The following is a 16,090-nucleotide window of genomic DNA, read 5'->3' on the forward strand; positions in this document are numbered from 1 at the left end:
GGCCGTCGTACCGTGTGGGGACGTCGAGCTCGGGAGGCAGGCAATGACCGGGTACGCCGAGACGGCGCGCGCAGAGTCGGCCCGCGGCGAGGTGGTGCTGCGGCGCCGGATCGAGGAGCATGCCGCGGACACGCTCGAGCTGCGCGTCAACGGGGTCTTCGTGATGGACACGCGGGAGACCACCACCGAGGTCGAGCTCGCGGCTGCCGCCCTCGACCTGGTCGAGGAGCCGCGCTCCGTCGTGGTCGGCGGACTTGGGCTCGGGTTCACCACGCAGCGTGTGCTGGCCGACCCGCGGGTGGAGCAGGTCACGGTGGTCGAGATCGAGGAGGCGGTCGTCGGCTGGATGCGCGACGGCACCATCCCGCACGGCCCCGCGCTGCTGGCGGACAAGAGGGTGCAGGTCGTCAACGCCGACATCGTGATGGCCTTCGCCGAGGCCACGAAGACCTACGACCTGGTGCTGCTCGACGTCGACAACGGTCCCGGGTTCCTGGTCCACGAGTCCAACGCGAAGCTCTACGAGACGCAGTTCCTGCGCACCGCCAGGGAGCTCGTCAACCCCGGCGGAGCGCTCGTGGTGTGGTCGGCGAACCCGGCGCCCGAGCTGGAGGCGGCGATGACCGAGGTCTTCGGCAACTGCACCGAGCACCGCTACGACGTGCTCCTTCAAGAGCGTTCGGAGCACTACCTGCTCTACCTCTCGCGACGTACCTGAGCCACCACCGGTAGCGTCCACCCCATGAGCGCCGAGAACACCGAGACCCGTACCGAGCACGACAGCATGGGCGACATCGAGGTCCCCAAGCACGCGTTGTGGCGCGCCCAGACCCAGCGCGCCGTGGAGAACTTCCCGATCAGCGGCACCACCCTGGAGCCCTCCCACATCGTGGCGATCGCCCGGGTGAAGAAGTCGGCCGCGAAGATCAACGCCGAGCTCGGGATCATCGCCGACGAGCAGGCCGCCGCGATCGCTGCCGGCGCCGATCAGATCATCGGCGGCGACCACCACGACGCCTTCCCGATCGACGTCTTCCAGACCGGCTCGGGCACCAGCTCCAACATGAACATGAACGAGGTGCTGGCCTCCCTCGCCGCCGGTGCCGGCACCGACGCGCACCCCAACGACCACGTCAACGCGAGCCAGTCGAGCAACGACACCTTCCCGACCTCGATCCACGTCGCCGCGGTCGAGGCGAGCGCCAACCTGCTCGTCCCGGCCCTCGACGAGCTCGCCACCTCGCTGGAGGCGAAGGCCGAGGAGTTCAAGAACGTCGTGAAGTCGGGGCGCACGCACCTGATGGACGCCACCCCGGTGATGCTGGGCCAGGAGTTCGGCGGGTACGCCGCGATCGTCCGGATGGGCATCGAGCGGGTCGAGTCGACCCTGCCCCGCGTCGCGGAGCTGCCGCTGGGCGGCACCGCCGTCGGCACCGGCATCAACACCCCCGAGGGCTTCGCCGAGCGCGTGATCGCCGACCTCGCCGCCGAGACCGGCCTGCCGTTCACCGAGGCCCGCAACCACTTCGAGGCCCAGGGAAGCCAGGACGCGCTCGTGGAGCTCTCCGGCCAGCTCCGCACGATCGCGGTCGGCCTGACCAAGATCTGCAACGACCTGCGCTGGATGTCCTCGGGCCCCACCACCGGCCTCTCCGAGATCCGCCTGCCCGACCTCCAGCCCGGCTCCAGCATCATGCCCGGCAAGGTGAACCCGGTCCTGCCCGAGGCGACGCTGATGGTGTGCGCCCAGGTGATCGGCAACGACGCCACCGTGGCGGTCGGCGGGGCCAGCGGCAACTTCGAGCTCAACGTGATGCTCCCGGTGATGGCCCGCAACCTGCTGGAGTCGATCCGGCTGCTCGCCAACGTGGCCCCGCTGCTCGCGCACCGCTGCATCGACGGGATCACCGCCGACGAGGAGCGCTGCCTGACCTACGCCGAGTCCTCGCCGTCGGTGGTGACGCCGCTGAACAAGTACATCGGCTACGAGGAGGCCTCCAAGGTCGCCAAGGCTGCCCTCAAGGAGGGCCGGACCATCCGCGAGCAGGTCCTCGAGATGGGCTACGTCGAGCGCGGCGACCTCACCGAGGAGCAGATGGACGAGGCCCTCGACGTACGGTCGATGACGCGCTCGGAGTGACCTGACACGCGCCGGGTCAGGACGCGGTGTGCGCCACGATCGCCGGGACCACGGTGTCCCACAGCGCCCGTGGCGGCACCTCGTGCCCCATCCCCCGCAACGGGAGCAGGGTCGCGCCACTGATCTCCGCGGCCAGCGCCTCGCCGTGGGCCAGCGGGAACAGCGGGTCGTCGGTGCCGTGCAGCACCAGGGTCGGCGTGTCGACGTCGGCCATGGTGTGCCCTGACTCCTCGCCCGTCCCCACCGCCACCCAGTGGTTGGCCAGGCTGGCGGCCAGGTCGCGGGTCCGTCCCACGACGGTGCGGCTCACGGCACGCACCTCCTCCTCGTCGAGGCCCAGCGACCCGGCGTAGGGCCGCAGCGCCTCCACGTTGGCCGCCACCACGGCGTCCGTGTCCGTCCAGTCCACCTCCGGTGTCTCCGCGGAGAACGTCTCGGCGACGCGTGCCTCGGGCGGCGGCAGCGGCGTCGACGACGTACGCCGGAACGCGCACGTCGTCGCGACCAGGGTCAGGCTGAGCACCCGGTCGCGCTGCCGCACGGCGAGGTCCTGCGCGATCCCACCGCCCATGGACACCCCGACGAGGTGGGCCGCGGCGATCCCGAGACCGTCGAGCACGCTGACGGCGTCCAGGGTGAGGTCGTCGCCGGTGTAGTCGGGCCGGCCCACCGGGGAGGCCGTGGACCGGCCGGTGTCGCGGTGGTCGTAGCGGACGACGAGGCGCCCTGCCTCGGCCAGACGACGACAGAAGTCCGGCTGCCAGTAGTCCATCGACGACGTCGCGCCGCCGATCAGCAGCACGGCCGGGTCACCGGCGCGTCCGAACGTCTCCACGCACAGCTCTGCCCCACGGGTCGGGACCATGGCTTCGGTCATGCCGGTGCCGACTTCCAGCGTCGGCCGAACTCATCGGCCTGCGCATGTCGGCCGAGAACCAGGCCCGGCTCAGTACCAGCCGGCGCCCTGCTTGAAGGACCAGGCGTCGCACGCGGTGCCGTAGCGGTCGTTGATGTAGCCCAGGCCCCAGCGGATCTGGGTCTCGGGGTTGTTCTCCCAGTCGGGGCCGGCCGAGGACATCTTCGATCCGGGCAGGGCCTGCGGGATGCCGTACGCGGAGGACGTGGGGTTGTCCGCGTTCACCTTCCACCCCGACTCCGATGACCAGAGGTTGTCCAGGCAGCTGAACTGCGAGGCCGGCATGTCGAACTCGGGCATCAGGGTGCGGGCGAGCTGCTGGGGGTTGGACCTGGCCCGCTCCAGCGACCTGGAGGCCGCAGCCCGGCGCTCGGCGCGCTTCACGAGAGCCTGAGCCTTCTTCTGGGCCTTCTTCTGGGCCTTCTTGGCCCCTGCCGCCTTGGCCCGTTCGACCAGGGGCTGGCGGTCCCCGGCCGAGCGGGAGACCCGCTCCTCGCGATCATCTGAGGAGGGGGGCGGCGTGGTGGTGGGGCTCACGCCGGTGAACGCCGTGGCCGTGGTCTCGTCGGGCGAGTCCTGCGCGACCATCCCCGAGGCGACGACGAGGCCGGTGCCTGCGACTGCGATCCCCGAGGAGAGGGCGAACTTGCGCAGCCGGCTGCGCAGACGGGCGATGCGGGTGGTTGTGGGCGTGCTTCGGTGGCTTGCGGAGTACTTGTGGAACAAGGGGGACCCTAGCGTTGACGACATGGAAGTCATTCACGCTCAACGTGCTGGGGGGAAGCGCGGAGCGTCAGGCGGGGAAGACCCGTCACCTTTCCCCATCTCCGGGGGTCGTGACAAGGCCAACCACGCCCTGAGCGGCGTGATCTCGTGCACACCCGCCCGACGCCACCCCGGCATCACCCCGGCATCACATGGTCATGTGCTCCAGCATCTCGGTGACCAGCGCGGCGATCGGGGACCGCTCCGAACGGGTCAGCGTCACGTGGGCGAACAGCGGGTGCCCCTTGAGCCGGTCCACCACCGCGACCACACCGTCGTGGCGTCCCACCCTCAGGTTGTCGCGCTGGGCGACGTCGTGGGTGAGCACCACCTTGGAGTTGGCGCCGATCCGCGACAGCACCGTGAGCAGCACGTTGCGCTCCAGCGACTGCGCCTCGTCGACGATCACGAAGGCGTCATGCAGGGACCGTCCGCGGATGTGGGTCAGCGGCAGCACCTCGAGCATCCCGCGGTCGAGCACCTCCTCGACGACGTCGGGGGTGGTGATCGCTCCCAGGGTGTCGAAGACCGCCTGGCCCCAGGGCGACATCTTCTCCGACTCGCTGCCCGGCAGGTAGCCGAGCTCCTGGCCCCCGACCGCGAACAACGGCCGGAACACCACCACCTTCTTGTGCGTACGGCGCTCCAGGACCGTCTCGAGGCCCGCGCACAGCGCCAGCGCCGACTTGCCGGTCCCGGCCCGGCCGCCCAGCGAGACGATCCCGATCTCGGGGTCGAGCAGCAGGTCGAGCGCGATCCGCTGCTCGGCCGAGCGCCCGTGGATCCCGAACGCCTCCCGGTCCCCGCGGACGAGGTGGACGCGCTTGTCCCCCTTCACCCGGCCCAGTGCGCTCCCCCGGTCCGACATCAGCACCAGGCCGGTGTGGCACGGCAGGTCGCGGGCGACGTCGAGGTCGACCACCTGGTCGTCGTACAGGTCGTCGAGGTCGGCAGCGGTCACGTCGACCTCGGCCATCCCGGTCCAGCCTGCGTCGGACTCGTGCACCTGCTCCCCGCGGTACTCGGCCGCGTCGAGGCCCACGGCGGAGGCCTTGATCCGCAGCGGCAGGTCCTTGGAGATCAGCGTGACGTCGTGGCCCTCGTTGCGCAGGTTGCAGGCCACCGCGAGGATCCGGGTGTCGTTGTCGCCGAGGCGGAAGCCCGAGGGCAGCGACGCGGGGTCGGTGTGGTTCAGCTCGACGCGCACGGTGCCGCCGTGGTCCCCCACCGGGACCGGCTCGTCGAGGCGGCCGGCCTGCACCCTGAGCTCGTCGAGCATGCGCAGCGCGGACCGGGCGAAGTAGCCGAGCTCGGGGTGGTGGCGCTTCCCCTCGAGCTCGGTGATCACCACCACGGGGAGGACGACCTCGTGCTCATCGAACCGTCTCAACGCGCCCGGATCAGCCAGCAGCACCGAGGTGTCCACGACGTAGGTGCGTCGACCGGAGGGCTGCGCCGGGGCCTCGGACGTGCTGGTCCCGACGGCTGCGCGCTTCGCTGTTGTCACTGGATCCCCTTGTGACCGGTGCGCGCACCCCTGCGCCCCGGTCCGCTAGCAGTGGTGCACGGACCGGGTGAGGCGTCGGGGGCCGGGGTGCCGACCTCCGATGGTGCTGTGGCCGTGATCTCTCACGAACTTCGCCCTCCTGGTGCGGCCTGCTTCCCCACAGGCCGGTCCGACGAAACTACGTCCGCCGGTGGCGCCATGGTGATCGACACGCCCTAGCCGGGAGGTGAACAGCCCGGTCCGCCTGGCGCCACGACTCAGAGCCGGCGCACGAGGTCGAGGGTCCCGTGGTCGCGGACGGCCGCGCACGAGCGGCGCACCATCGCCGCGAACATCTGGTCACCGCGCTCGGTCCGGGTGCCGTAGGCGCACCCGAAGACGGCCACCAGCGGCCCCTGGACCATCGCGAGGCGGTAGTCCTCCCAGCAGGCCTCGAAGGAGTAGTCAGCGACCCCGTGGCCCACCAGCGTCGAGTGGTAGGCCTCGACGAGCTCGCGCTCGCAGGCACGCCGGTCCGCCACCGGGAGGCTGGTCCCGAGGAAGTAGGCCAGGTCGCGGGCCGGCAGGGCCAGCGACAGCGTCTGCCAGTCCACCGCCCACACACGCACCTCGTCACCCCCGTCGCCCAGGGCGAACATCAGGTTGTCGAGCCGGTAGTCCCCGTGCATCAGCGCGAAGCAGTCCGGGCGCGCCAGCGCCCAGGGCTCGGCGACCTCGACACAGGCTCGGAGCGTCGCGACGTCCTCGGCGGCGATCAGCTCGCCGAGTCCCTCCACGAACAGCTCGGTCGCCGGCCCGTAGAGCTCCGCCAGCAGCGCCGCGTCGTCGGGTCCGTTCAGGGCCAGTCCCTCGACCTCGGTCAGGGCGGGGTCGCACCAGCGCGGCCCGTGCAGCCCCGCGAGGTTGACCACCGCCGCCCGCGCCTGCGCCACCGAGCACCCCGCGACCTGGTCACCCTGCTGCGCCGGAGCCAGGTCCTGCAGGAGGAGGGTGAAGTCGCCGGTGCCGGGGGTGATCAGCGCCAGGTCGCAGCTCGGGACCGTGACGGCGACCGTGCCCGCGAGCTCCGCGTAGAACCTCACCTCGCTGCGGTAGGCACCGGCCAGCAGCTCGCGCATGGCGGGGTCCGCGGCCGGGAGCTTGGCCAGCAGCGTGTGCTCCCCGTCCGAGTCGTCGAAGCACACCCGGAAGCAGGTGCCGATCTGGCCGGTCCCGACCGGCGCGAGGGACCTGACCTGCACCTCATGGCCCAGGGCCGTGCTGAGCCACTGCGAGGTCAGCCCGCCGGGCTCACAGATCACTGACCCGCTCACTGCTGCACCATCCAGCCGGGGTTGGCGGGCAGGGCAGCGAACCGCTCCGGCTCCCGGACGCGGGCCCAGGCCCCGAGCACGGGCTCCAGCTCGGCCGGGGTGGCGCCGTGCAGGATCACGCTGTCGGCCCCGGCGTCGAACTGGTCGGCGACCCGGGCCGCGCACTGCGCGGCGGTGCCGGTCGCGGAGGCCGCCAGCCAGTGCGCCGGCAGCACCTGGTCGCGCAGGTAGGTGAGCTGCTCGGTGGTCCCGATCGCGTCGAAGGCACCGGGGTAGCCGGTCACCAGAGGGTCGCCCCGGAACCTGACCAGGTCGTCGGGGTCCCAGCCGTTGGCGTCGACGAGGACCTGGCCGTAGCCCTGGAGATAGGTCGCCAGCCGGCCCACGGTCTTGCGCAGCGCGACCTCCTCGGGCACCGACTCCTCCACGGTCGCCAGCACGGACCAGACCCGCACCGAGGCCGGGTCACGCCCTGCCTGCTCCGCCGCGGTCCGCACGGTGCCGACGGCAGCGGCGAGCGTCTCGTCGGTGAGGTAGGTGTGCAGCACGACACCGTCGGCCACGCGTCCGGCCAGCTCCAGGGTCCGTGGGCCGATCGCGGTCATCAGCACCGGGATGTGCTCGTCGAAGGAGGGATCCTGGCTCAGGTAGGGGAACGACCCGGCGGGGCCGTCGTGGCCCACGACCGTGCCTCCCGACCACAGGGTCCTGAGGATGCCGACGACGTCCTCGAGCTGTGCGCCGGTCACCCGCGGCAGCCCCATCACGTCGAAGAGCAGGTCGAACCCGCGGCCGAGGCCGAAGGCGTACCTCCCGCCACTGAGCCGGTACAGCGTGGCCGCCATCGTGGCGGTCACCAGCGGGTGCCGGGTGTTGTGGTTCGTGGCCGCCGTACCGATCCCGATCCGGCTGGACACCGCGGCGGCGGCGCCGGCCAGCACGCCGGCGTCCTTGAGGCTGAACCGCTCGGAGAGGAACACCGCCCCGAGCCCGAGCTCCTCGGCCTCACCGACCTCCGCGAGCAGGTCACGGGGGTCGGCGGAGTGGCCGGCCAGCCCGTAGCACCCCAGCTCGGGGAAGAGCATCAGCCGAACGCCTTCATCACGTGGCCGTGGATGTCGGGGTAGCGCTTCAGGTGCGCTCCCCCGTTGATGTCGAGCACCTCACCGGTGATCCACTGTGCCGAGGCCAGGAACAGCACGGCCTCCGCGATCTCCTCGGGTGCGCCGGCCCTGCCCAGAGGCGTGTTCTCGAGGTAGTCGTCCTCGATGCCGGCGATGTCGAGCGCCGGGGCGGTCAACGGGGTGGGCACCAGACCGGGCGAGACGGCGTTGACCCGCACCCGCCGGAGCCCCAGCTCCAGGGCCGTCACCTCGGTGAGCATGGCCAGCCCTGCCTTCGCAGCGCAGTACGCCGAGAGCCCCGACCCGGGCTGACGAGCGTTCAGCGAGGTCAGCGAGATGATCGAGCCACCGTCGTCGACCAGCCGCCCGGCGTGCTTGAGCACCACGAAGCCACCCGTCAGGCAGACGTCGACCACCCGGCGGAACTCCTCGACCGGCATCTCCGTGACCAGCCCCAGCGTGCTCGACCCGGCGCTGTTCACCACCAGGTCCAGCCGACCCTCCTGCTCGCGGACCCCGGTCAGGAACGCCTCCACCGATGCCTCGTCGGTCACGTCGACCGGTGTGGAGCCGGTCAGGTCGGCGACGTGCACGCGGTACCCGGCGCGTTCGGAGGCTGCCGCGATGGCGGCGCCGATGCCGGAGGCTCCGCCGAACACCACCGCCACCGGGGTCTCGGTGGAGCCGGAGGTGGATGTGTCGTAGGTCACTGTCTGGGACATAGCCGGAACCCAAGCAGGTTTCTCCCGGAATTCACAGGTGTTGATAAAAATCGACACGTGCCAGAGGATGCGGTGGTGAACGCACCCACCACGGCTGTCATCGGCGCCGGCATCAGCGGGCTGACCACCGCGAAGATGCTCCAGGACTACGGCCTGCCCTACACCTGCTTCGAGGCCTCGGACCGGGTCGGAGGCAACTGGGCGTTCGAGAACCCCAACGGGCACAGCAGCGCCTACCGCTCGCTGCACATCGACACCTCGAAGCACCGGCTCTCGTTCCGGGACTTCCCGATGCCCGAGGACTACCCGGACTTCCCGCACCACACCCAGATCAAGGCCTACCTCGACGACTACACCGACGCCTTCGGCCTGCGCGAGCACATCGAGTTCCAGAACCGGGTCCTGAGCGCCCGACGGCTCGAGTCGGGCGGCTGGGAGCTCGACACCGAGGCCGGGGAGACCCGCCACGCCGACCTGCTCGTCGTGGGCAACGGGCACCACTGGGACCCGCGCTTCCCGAGCTTCCCCGGCGAGTTCACCGGCGAGGTGATCCACTCCCACGCCTACGTCGACCCCCGCGACCCGCTCGACTTCAGCGGCAAGCGGATCCTGGTGGTCGGCATCGGCAACAGCGCGGCCGACATCACCGTCGAGCTGTCCTCCAAGGCGCTGCAGAACGAGGTCACGCTCTCCACCCGCTCCGGCGCCTGGATCGTGCCGAAGTACATCGCCGGGAAGCCGGCCGACAAGTACTACGCCACCACGCCCTACCTACCGCTGTCCTGGCAGCGCAAGTTCGTCCAGGTGATGCAGCCGGTGAGCACCGGTCGGCCCGAGGACTTCGGCCTGCCCACGCCCAACCACAAGTTCTTCGAGGCCCACCCGACCCAGTCGGTCGAGCTCCCGCTCAGGCTCGGCTCCGGCGACGTCACCCCCAAGGGCAACGTGTCCCGGCTCGACGGCAGCACCGTGCACTTCGAGGACGGCACCAGCAGCGACTTCGACGTGATCATCTACGCGACCGGCTACAACATCACGTTCCCGTTCTTCGACGAGTCCTTCCTCTCGGCTCCCGACAACCGGCTGCCGCTCTACAAGCGGATGTTCAAGCCGGGGATCGACGACCTCGTCTTCGTCGGCTTCGCGCAGTCCACACCGACCCTGTTCCCGTTCGTGGAGTGCCAGGCCCGGCTGGTCGCGGCGTACGCCGCCGGCCGCTACCGGCTCCCCGAGCAGGAGGTGATGGAGCGGGTGATCGTGGAGGACGAGCAGAAGTACATCGGGCACTACAACACCACCGCCCGGCACACCCAGCAGGTCGACTTCTTCATCTACGAGCACGACCTGCGCACCAAGGAGCTCCCCCAGGGGCTGCGCCGGGCGGAACGGCTCGGAGCCCCGGCGCTGACCCGGGCCACGGCGTGAGCCGCCCATTGGCGGGCACGCGTGATCGCCGTCCGCCCCAGAAGGGCGACCAGCGCCGCGCCGCGCTGCTCGAGTCGCTCGACCGGCACCTCCAGGAGAGCAGCCTGGAGTCGGTCAACATCGCCGACATCGCCCGCGGGGCGGGAGTGACGCGGTCCGCCTTCTACTTCTACTTCGAGAACAAGGCCGTCGCCGTGGCCGCCCTGATGGAGGAGATGTACGACGAGGTCGTCGCCGCCTCGGGGCTGGTGGCCACCACCGACGGCCCGCCGGTGATGCGGATCGAGACCATGCTGCGCGGGCTCTTCGACGTGGTCGAGCGGCACCAGCACCAGTTCGCGGCGATGCTCGAGGCCCGGGCCACCACCGAGGCCGTCCGGGCCATGTGGGAGTCGGACCGCCAGTCGTTCGTGCAGCCGGTCTCCGACATGATCCAGCGCGAGCGGGCTGCGGGCCGTGCGCCCACCGGCCCCGACCCGGTCGCGCTCGCCACCGTGCTCCTCGAGCTCAACGACCGGATGCTCGAACGGGTCGCGCTCGGCGGCAGCCTGACCCGGGACCAGCAGATCGAGGCGTTGACCGCCATCTGGCTGCGCACCATCTACGGCACGCTCCCCGAGGAGCCTGCGTCCGAGGAGGACGGCTCATGACGCCCGAACAGCTCACCTTCGACTCCGAGGGTGTCGCCTGCGACGCCTGGCACTTCGCCGCGGGCAGCGACGACCTCACCGGCCCGGCCGGGCGGCCCGTCGTGGTGATGGCCCACGGCCTCGCCGGCACCAAGGACTCCGGCCTGCAGCCGTTCGCCGAGGCGCTGGCCGCCGCCGGGCTCGACGTGCTGGCCTTCGACTACCGCGGGTTCGGCGCCAGCGCCGGGACCCCCCGGCAGACGGTCAGCATGAGCGGCCAGCTCGCCGACTACCGCGCCGCCATGTCGGCAGCCGCCGCGCTGCCCGGCGTCGACCCCGACCGGCTGGTGCTGTGGGGGGTCTCCCTCGCCGGGGGCCACGTCTTCGACGCAGCTGCGGGCCGTGACGACGTGGCCGCGGTGGTGGCCGTGACCCCGCTCGTGGACGGCCTCGCGGCGGGCCGGCACGCGCTGGCCAGCCACACCAAGGCGGAGATGCTGCGCTCGACCGCCGCCGGGTTCCGCAGCCGGGTGGCCGGCCTCCGGGGCCGGGCGCCGGTGATGATGCCCGTCGTCGGCCGGCCCGGCGAGCTCGCGGCCCTGTCGCTGGAGGGCTCCTACGAGGACTACCTCGCGATCGCCGGCCCGACCTGGCGCAACGAGATCGACGCCACCGTGGGCCTGGAGCTCGGCGGCCACCGCCCGGTCCGGAGCGCCAGGCTGGTCCGCGCCCCCGTGCTGGTGCAGATCGCGGACTTCGACCGCAGTGCTCCCCCGCACGCCGCGTCCAAGGCCGCCTTCAACGCCCGGGCCGAGGTCCGGCACTACCCGTGCGACCACTTCGACATCTACCCCGGCAAGCCGTGGTTCGAGCCCGCGGTCGCGCACCAGGTCTCGTTCCTGACGCGCAAGCTGGCGCCGGTCGACGCGGTCTGACGTGGTCACCTTCGTCACCCGCTTCGACTTCCGCGCACCGGGCGCCGATCCCCGGGCCCGCCGGGAGCTGTTCGCCCGCGCGCTGGACCAGGTCACCTACGTCGAGGAGCACGGACAGGACGCCCTGATGCTCTCCGAGCACCACGGATCCGAGGACGGCTACCTGCCGAGTCCGATCGTCGCTGCGGCCGCGCTCGCCGCTCGGACGAGCCGGATCCCGATCTCGGTCTCGGCGCTCCTGGTCAACCTCTACGAGCCGATCAAGCTCGCCGAGGACGTGGCCGTGCTCGACCATCTCAGCGGTGGCCGGGTCAGCTACACCCTGGGGCTCGGCTACCGCCGCGAGGAGTACACCCTCTTCGACCAGCCGTGGTCGACCCGGGGCGCCGACATCGAGGAGACGATCCGGCTGCTGCTCTCCTTGTGGGCCGGCGACGAGGTCGAGCACCAGGGTCGCCGCGTCCGGATCACTCCCTCGCCGTACAGCCGGCCGCACCCGCTGCTCTTCTACGGCGGCGGGTCGCCGGTGGCGGCCCGGCGGGCCGCGCGCCTCGGGCTCGGCTTCGCGCCCCAGGTCGCCGACCGCGAGCTCCGCGAGCTCTACCGCCAGACGTGCCGCGAGCTGGGCCGGGAGCCCGGTTTCGTGATGGTGCCCCCTCCGGGTCCGGCCATCGTCTTCTGCGCCGAGGACCCCGACGCGTTCTGGGCCGAGCACGGCCACGTCCTGCTCGCCGACGCCCGGGCCTATGCCGCCTGGGCCGGCGACCAGCCCTCGGTCGTGCGCGACGACTCCACGACCGTGGCGGGCCTGCGCGAAGCCGGCCGGTACGTCGCGCTCACCCCCGACGACCTCGCCGAGCGGTGCCGGTCGGGCGAGATCAAGCTCGTCACCAGCCACCCGCTCTGCGCGGGGATGCCGGCCGAGCCGTCCTGGGAGAGCCTGCGCCTGATCTGCGAGCAGGTGATGCCCGCGCTGCGGGAGCAGGTCCCCGCTCCCTAGCGCGCGACGGTCAGCGCGATCAGGGTGACGTTGAGCCCACAGATCACGGTGGCCACCGCGGCGGCCGCGATCGTGGTCGGGCGCCGGTTCACCAGGGCGCCCATCACCTTGCGGCGGCTGGTGAGCAGCACCAGCGGGATCAGCGCGAACGGGATGCCGAAGGACAACACCACCTGGGAGATCACCAGCGCCCGCGTCGGGTCGACACCCGCGCCGATCACCACCAGGGCAGGCGCGAGCGTCACCAGCCGGCGCACGACGAGCGGCACCTTGCGGCGCAGGAAGCCCTGCATCACCACCTGGCCGGAGAACGTGCCCACGCCGGAGGCGGCGAAGCCCGAGGCGAGCAGCGCGAGCGCGAACAGCAGCGCCGCCGTGGGGCCCAACGCCTCGGAGAGACCGGCGTGGGCACCCTCGATCGTGTCCACGGGCTCCGGTCCGCCCGAGAGCACCTGCGCGGCGACGACGAGCATGGTCAGGTTGATGACCCCGGCCAGGGTCATCGCGGTGACCACGTCGATCCGCTGGCTGCGCAGCAGCGCCAGCCGCTCCCGCTCGGTGGAGCGCGCGTAGCGGTTCTGCGTGAGCGCCCCGTGCAGGTAGATCACGTGCGGCATCACCGTGGCACCCAGCATCCCGGTGGCCAGCAGCACCGTGTCCGTGCCCTCGAACCGCGGGGCCAGGCCGCCGACGACGCCACCGGCATCGGCCCCGCCGTGGACCAGGCTGTAGAGGAACCCCACGAGCACGACGAGCAGCAGCCCGGTGATCGCCATCTCGAACGGGCGCGCGCCCCGGCTCTGCAGCCCCAGCAGGGCGAACGCCACCGCGGCCGTGATCGCCCCGCCCACCAGGAGCGGCAGCCCGAACAGCAGGTGCAGCGCGAGCGCGCCGCCCAGGACCTCGGCCAGGTCGGTGGCGATGGCCACCAGCTCGGCCTGCGCCCAGAGGCCGCGCGTGACCCGGCGGGGGAAGTGGTCCCGGCACAGCTCGGCCAGGTTCTTGCCGGTGGCGATGCCGGCCTTGGCGGAGAGGTACTGGATCAGCATCGCCATCAGGTTGCTGACGACGACGACCCAGACCAGCAGGTAGCCGAACCGGGACCCGGCGGTGATGTTGGTGGCGAAGTTGCCGGGGTCGATGTAGGCGATCGCCGCGACGAACGCAGGTCCGAGCAGCGGCAGCGGTCCCCGCACGAACGCGACGCTGGCGAACCGTGCCTTGCGCTGGAACATCCTCCGGCTCCGGCTCGCTAGGCGAGCGCGTCCGCGAGCTCGACCGTCTCGAGCTTCTCCAGGTCGTCGCGCGAAGTGCCCTCGAGCTCCTCGAAGACCACCAGCTGCTGGGCCTCGATGCGCTCGTTGACCAGTGTGCTCAGCGCGTAGGCGATGGCGCCGGTCTGCCGCACGGTCAGCTCGTCGACCAGCGGGGTCCGGGCGGAGGTGATCGCCACCCCGCTCGCCGCACCCTGCTCGTCCTGGGTCACCGCGATGGTGAACTGCTCCCGCGGGCTGGAGACCGGGTCCGTGTGCTGCTCGCGCAGCTGGAGCAGGACCTGGTGCCAGGTGAGCACCTCGGTCTCGGGCAGCGCCCGGGTCAGGTCCTCCTCGGTGAGCACCGGCCCCGAGGTGCGCTCGGCGAAGCTGCGCGCGTAGGACAGCAGCGCCATCGTCCAGACCCCCTCGACGACGACCTCGTCGGGGCGCGGGCGGCCGGCGGTCTCGGCCACCAGCCGCTCGCAGCAGCGCAGCACGGTCTGCAGCTCCTCGAAGGTCTCGACCAGGTCGCGGAGCAGGGTCGCGCTCGGGCCCTCGAGCCGTCGTACGACGGCCGGTGGCGGGGGTGGCTCAGGCTGCTCGGGCGTGACGCCGTCGGCCGGCATGGTCCGCCCTCACCCGACCGACGGGCCGAGGCCGAGCGACTGCGGCGTGCTGGAGTCCGGGGAGGGCTGGTGCAGTCCCTCGTCGAGCTCCCCGAACTCGCTCATCAGCGCGCGGCTGCCACCCCAGGGGGTCTGCTCCTCGGCGATCAGCGTGTTGGTCGTGAGCAGCAGCCCGGCGACGGAGGCGCCGTTCTGCAGGGCCGAGCGACACACGCGCAGGGGGTCGATGATCCCCATGTCGATCATGTTCCCGTAGCTGCCCTCGAGCGCGTCGAAGCCCTCGTCGACGCCCATCCCCGCCACCGTGGCCACCACCTCGTGGCCGGGATAGCCGGCGTTGGCGGCGATCAGGTACGTCGGCTCGGTGAGCGCACGCCGGACGATGCCCACCCCGGTCGCGTAGTCGTCCTTGACGTCGAGATCGTCGAGGACGGGCGCCGCGTGCATCAGGGCGACGCCCCCTCCGGCCACGATGCCCTCGGCCATGGCGGCGCGCGTCGCGGACAGGGCGTCCTCGACCCGGTGCTGCAGCTCGGCCAGCTCGGCGTTGGTGGGTGCCCCGACCTTGATCACGGCGACCTTGCCCGACAGGGAGCCGATCCGCTCGCTGAGCACCTCCTCGTCGATACCGAACGTGGCCCGCTCGAGCTCCGCACGCAGCTGGGCGACGCGGAACTCGACCTTCTCCGAGGAGCCGGCGCCGTCGATGATCGTGGTCCGCTCGGCGGTGACCCGCACCTGGCGTGCCCGGCCGAGCTGCTCGATCTTCATCGTCTCCAGGCTGAACCCGGAGTGCTTGCTGTAGACCTCGCCGCCGGTGATCGTGGCGATGTCCTCGAGCTTGCGCAGCCGGCGGTCACCGAACCCGGGCGCCTTGGTGGCCACGCACCGGAAGACCCCGTTGACGTGGTTGTGCACCAGCATGCTCAGCGCCGATCCCTCCACCGTCTCGGCGATGATCACCAGCGGCTTCGGGTTGCGCATCACCTTGTCCAGCAGCGGCATGATCTCCTGGACCTTGGTGATCTTCTCGCTGCACAACAAGATGTAGGGGTCGTCGAGGATCGCCTCGAGGCTGGCCGGGTGGGTGACCAGGTAGGGCGAGAGGTAGCCGTTGTCGTACTCGAACCCCTCGACGAAGTCGACGCTCATCCCGTGCGCGGTGGACTCCTCGACGGTGACGATGCCGGAGTCCCCGACGGCGTGCAGCGCCTCGGCCAGCACCCGCCCGACGGTCTCGTCGTTGTTGGCGGAGATCGACGCGACCCGGGCGTAGTCCTCGAAGCTGACCACGGGGTGGGCGACCTTGCGGAGCTGGTCGACGAGGCTGCCGACCGCGAGGTCGACACCGCGCTTGACCAGGACCGGGTTGCCGCCCTTGCCGATCGCCTCCATCCCCTCGCGGATGATGGCCTGCGCGATCACGGTCGCGGTCGTCGTACCGTCGCCGACGATGTCGTTGGTCTTGATCGCCGCTTCCTTGACCAGCTGGGCGCCCATGTTCTCGAACTGGTCGCCGAGGTGGATCTCGCGAGCGATCGTGACGCCGTCGTTGGTCACCACCGGCGACCCCGTGATCTTCTCGAGGATCACGTTGCGCCCCTTCGGACCGAGCGTCGACTTCACCGCCTCAGCAAGCTGGTCCACGCCGGACAGCAACAGCCGCCTGGCCTCCTCGCCGAATCTCAGGTCCTTGGCCATGAGCGTCCTTCCTTGGTCGTAGCGGTGGTGA

15 protein-coding genes are annotated in these 16,090 nt (G+C 71.4%); 6 read left to right on the top strand and 9 right to left on the bottom strand.

Annotation, left to right across the window (positions count from 1 at the left end):
* The first annotated feature begins 43 nt into the window (after nt 1–43).
* Together AC4BGB_RS08680 and AC4BGB_RS08685 are read left to right on the top strand one after the other, a co-directional pair.
* The gene (locus AC4BGB_RS08680) at nt 44–718 is read left to right on the top strand and encodes a spermine/spermidine synthase domain-containing protein (protein WP_490546382.1); all 675 of its coding nucleotides are present in this window, start codon (nt 44–46) and stop codon (nt 716–718) included.
* Nucleotides 719–742: 24 nt separating this feature from the next.
* On the top strand, nt 743–2,140 hold the full coding sequence (locus AC4BGB_RS08685) for a class II fumarate hydratase (protein ID WP_490546383.1): 1,398 nt from the start codon (nt 743–745) through the stop codon (nt 2,138–2,140).
* A gap of 16 nt (nt 2,141–2,156) precedes the next feature.
* On the opposite strand, the gene AC4BGB_RS08690 is transcribed toward AC4BGB_RS08685, so the two are convergent.
* The 6 genes from AC4BGB_RS08690 to AC4BGB_RS08715 form a co-directional block, all read right to left on the bottom strand.
* A complete protein-coding gene (locus tag AC4BGB_RS08690; protein WP_490546384.1) occupies nt 2,157–3,017 on the bottom strand; it encodes an alpha/beta fold hydrolase in 861 nt (286 codons plus the stop codon).
* 69 nt (nt 3,018–3,086) lie between these two features.
* Nucleotides 3,087–3,806 carry an aggregation-promoting factor C-terminal-like domain-containing protein gene (locus tag AC4BGB_RS08695; RefSeq protein WP_490546385.1) on the bottom strand — a complete coding sequence of 240 codons (720 nt, stop codon included), beginning with the start codon at nt 3,804–3,806 and terminating at the stop codon, nt 3,087–3,089.
* Between the two features lie 163 nt (nt 3,807–3,969).
* Nucleotides 3,970–5,247 (bottom strand): RNA 5'-3' helicase PhoH2, encoded by a 1,278-nt coding sequence (gene phoH2, locus AC4BGB_RS08700; RefSeq protein ID WP_490546801.1) that lies wholly within the window; start codon nt 5,245–5,247, stop codon nt 3,970–3,972.
* A 338-nt stretch (nt 5,248–5,585) separates the two neighbouring features.
* Nucleotides 5,586–6,641, bottom strand: a complete 1,056-nt coding sequence (locus AC4BGB_RS08705) for an oxidoreductase family protein (protein WP_490546386.1) — start codon at nt 6,639–6,641, stop codon at nt 5,586–5,588.
* The gene (locus AC4BGB_RS08710) at nt 6,638–7,726 is read right to left on the bottom strand and encodes a TIGR03857 family LLM class F420-dependent oxidoreductase (RefSeq protein WP_490546387.1); all 1,089 of its coding nucleotides are present in this window, start codon (nt 7,724–7,726) and stop codon (nt 6,638–6,640) included. Before AC4BGB_RS08710 ends, AC4BGB_RS08705 begins: the two co-directional genes overlap by 4 nt.
* Complete coding sequence (locus AC4BGB_RS08715; RefSeq protein ID WP_490546388.1) at nt 7,726–8,487, bottom strand: SDR family NAD(P)-dependent oxidoreductase; 762 nt, start codon at nt 8,485–8,487, stop codon at nt 7,726–7,728. Before AC4BGB_RS08715 ends, AC4BGB_RS08710 begins: the two co-directional genes overlap by 1 nt.
* Nucleotides 8,488–8,562: 75 nt before the next feature.
* Between AC4BGB_RS08715 and AC4BGB_RS08720 the strand changes: the two genes are divergently transcribed.
* From AC4BGB_RS08720 to AC4BGB_RS08735, 4 genes are read left to right on the top strand one after another with little or no spacing between them, the layout of a single operon-like run.
* Nucleotides 8,563–9,912, top strand: a complete 1,350-nt coding sequence (locus AC4BGB_RS08720) for a flavin-containing monooxygenase (RefSeq protein WP_490546389.1) — start codon at nt 8,563–8,565, stop codon at nt 9,910–9,912.
* Entirely contained in the window at nt 9,909–10,562 is a 654-nt protein-coding gene (locus AC4BGB_RS08725) for a TetR/AcrR family transcriptional regulator (RefSeq protein WP_490546390.1), read from the top strand. The genes AC4BGB_RS08720 and AC4BGB_RS08725 overlap by 4 nt, the downstream gene beginning before the upstream one ends.
* Entirely contained in the window at nt 10,559–11,476 is a 918-nt protein-coding gene (locus tag AC4BGB_RS08730; protein ID WP_490546391.1) for an alpha/beta hydrolase, read from the top strand. The genes AC4BGB_RS08725 and AC4BGB_RS08730 overlap by 4 nt, the downstream gene beginning before the upstream one ends.
* Nucleotide 11,477: 1 nt before the next feature.
* Nucleotides 11,478–12,476 carry an LLM class flavin-dependent oxidoreductase gene (locus tag AC4BGB_RS08735; RefSeq protein ID WP_490546392.1) on the top strand — a complete coding sequence of 333 codons (999 nt, stop codon included), beginning with the start codon at nt 11,478–11,480 and terminating at the stop codon, nt 12,474–12,476.
* Here AC4BGB_RS08735 and AC4BGB_RS08740 read toward each other — a convergent pair.
* Genes AC4BGB_RS08740 through groL form a run of 3 tightly spaced genes read right to left on the bottom strand, consistent with a single transcriptional unit; the run spans nt 12,473 to nt 16,059 of the window.
* The gene (locus AC4BGB_RS08740; RefSeq protein WP_490546393.1) at nt 12,473–13,711 is read right to left on the bottom strand and encodes an Nramp family divalent metal transporter; all 1,239 of its coding nucleotides are present in this window, start codon (nt 13,709–13,711) and stop codon (nt 12,473–12,475) included. The genes AC4BGB_RS08735 and AC4BGB_RS08740 overlap by 4 nt on opposite strands.
* Nucleotides 13,712–13,728: 17 nt before the next feature.
* A complete protein-coding gene (locus tag AC4BGB_RS08745; protein WP_490546394.1) occupies nt 13,729–14,358 on the bottom strand; it encodes a hypothetical protein in 630 nt (209 codons plus the stop codon).
* A 9-nt stretch (nt 14,359–14,367) separates the two neighbouring features.
* On the bottom strand, nt 14,368–16,059 hold the full coding sequence (gene groL / locus AC4BGB_RS08750; RefSeq protein ID WP_490546395.1) for a chaperonin GroEL: 1,692 nt from the start codon (nt 16,057–16,059) through the stop codon (nt 14,368–14,370).
* Between the last annotated feature and the right edge of the window lie 31 nt (nt 16,060–16,090).

The organism is Nocardioides sp. Z30_9 (genome assembly GCF_058215735.1).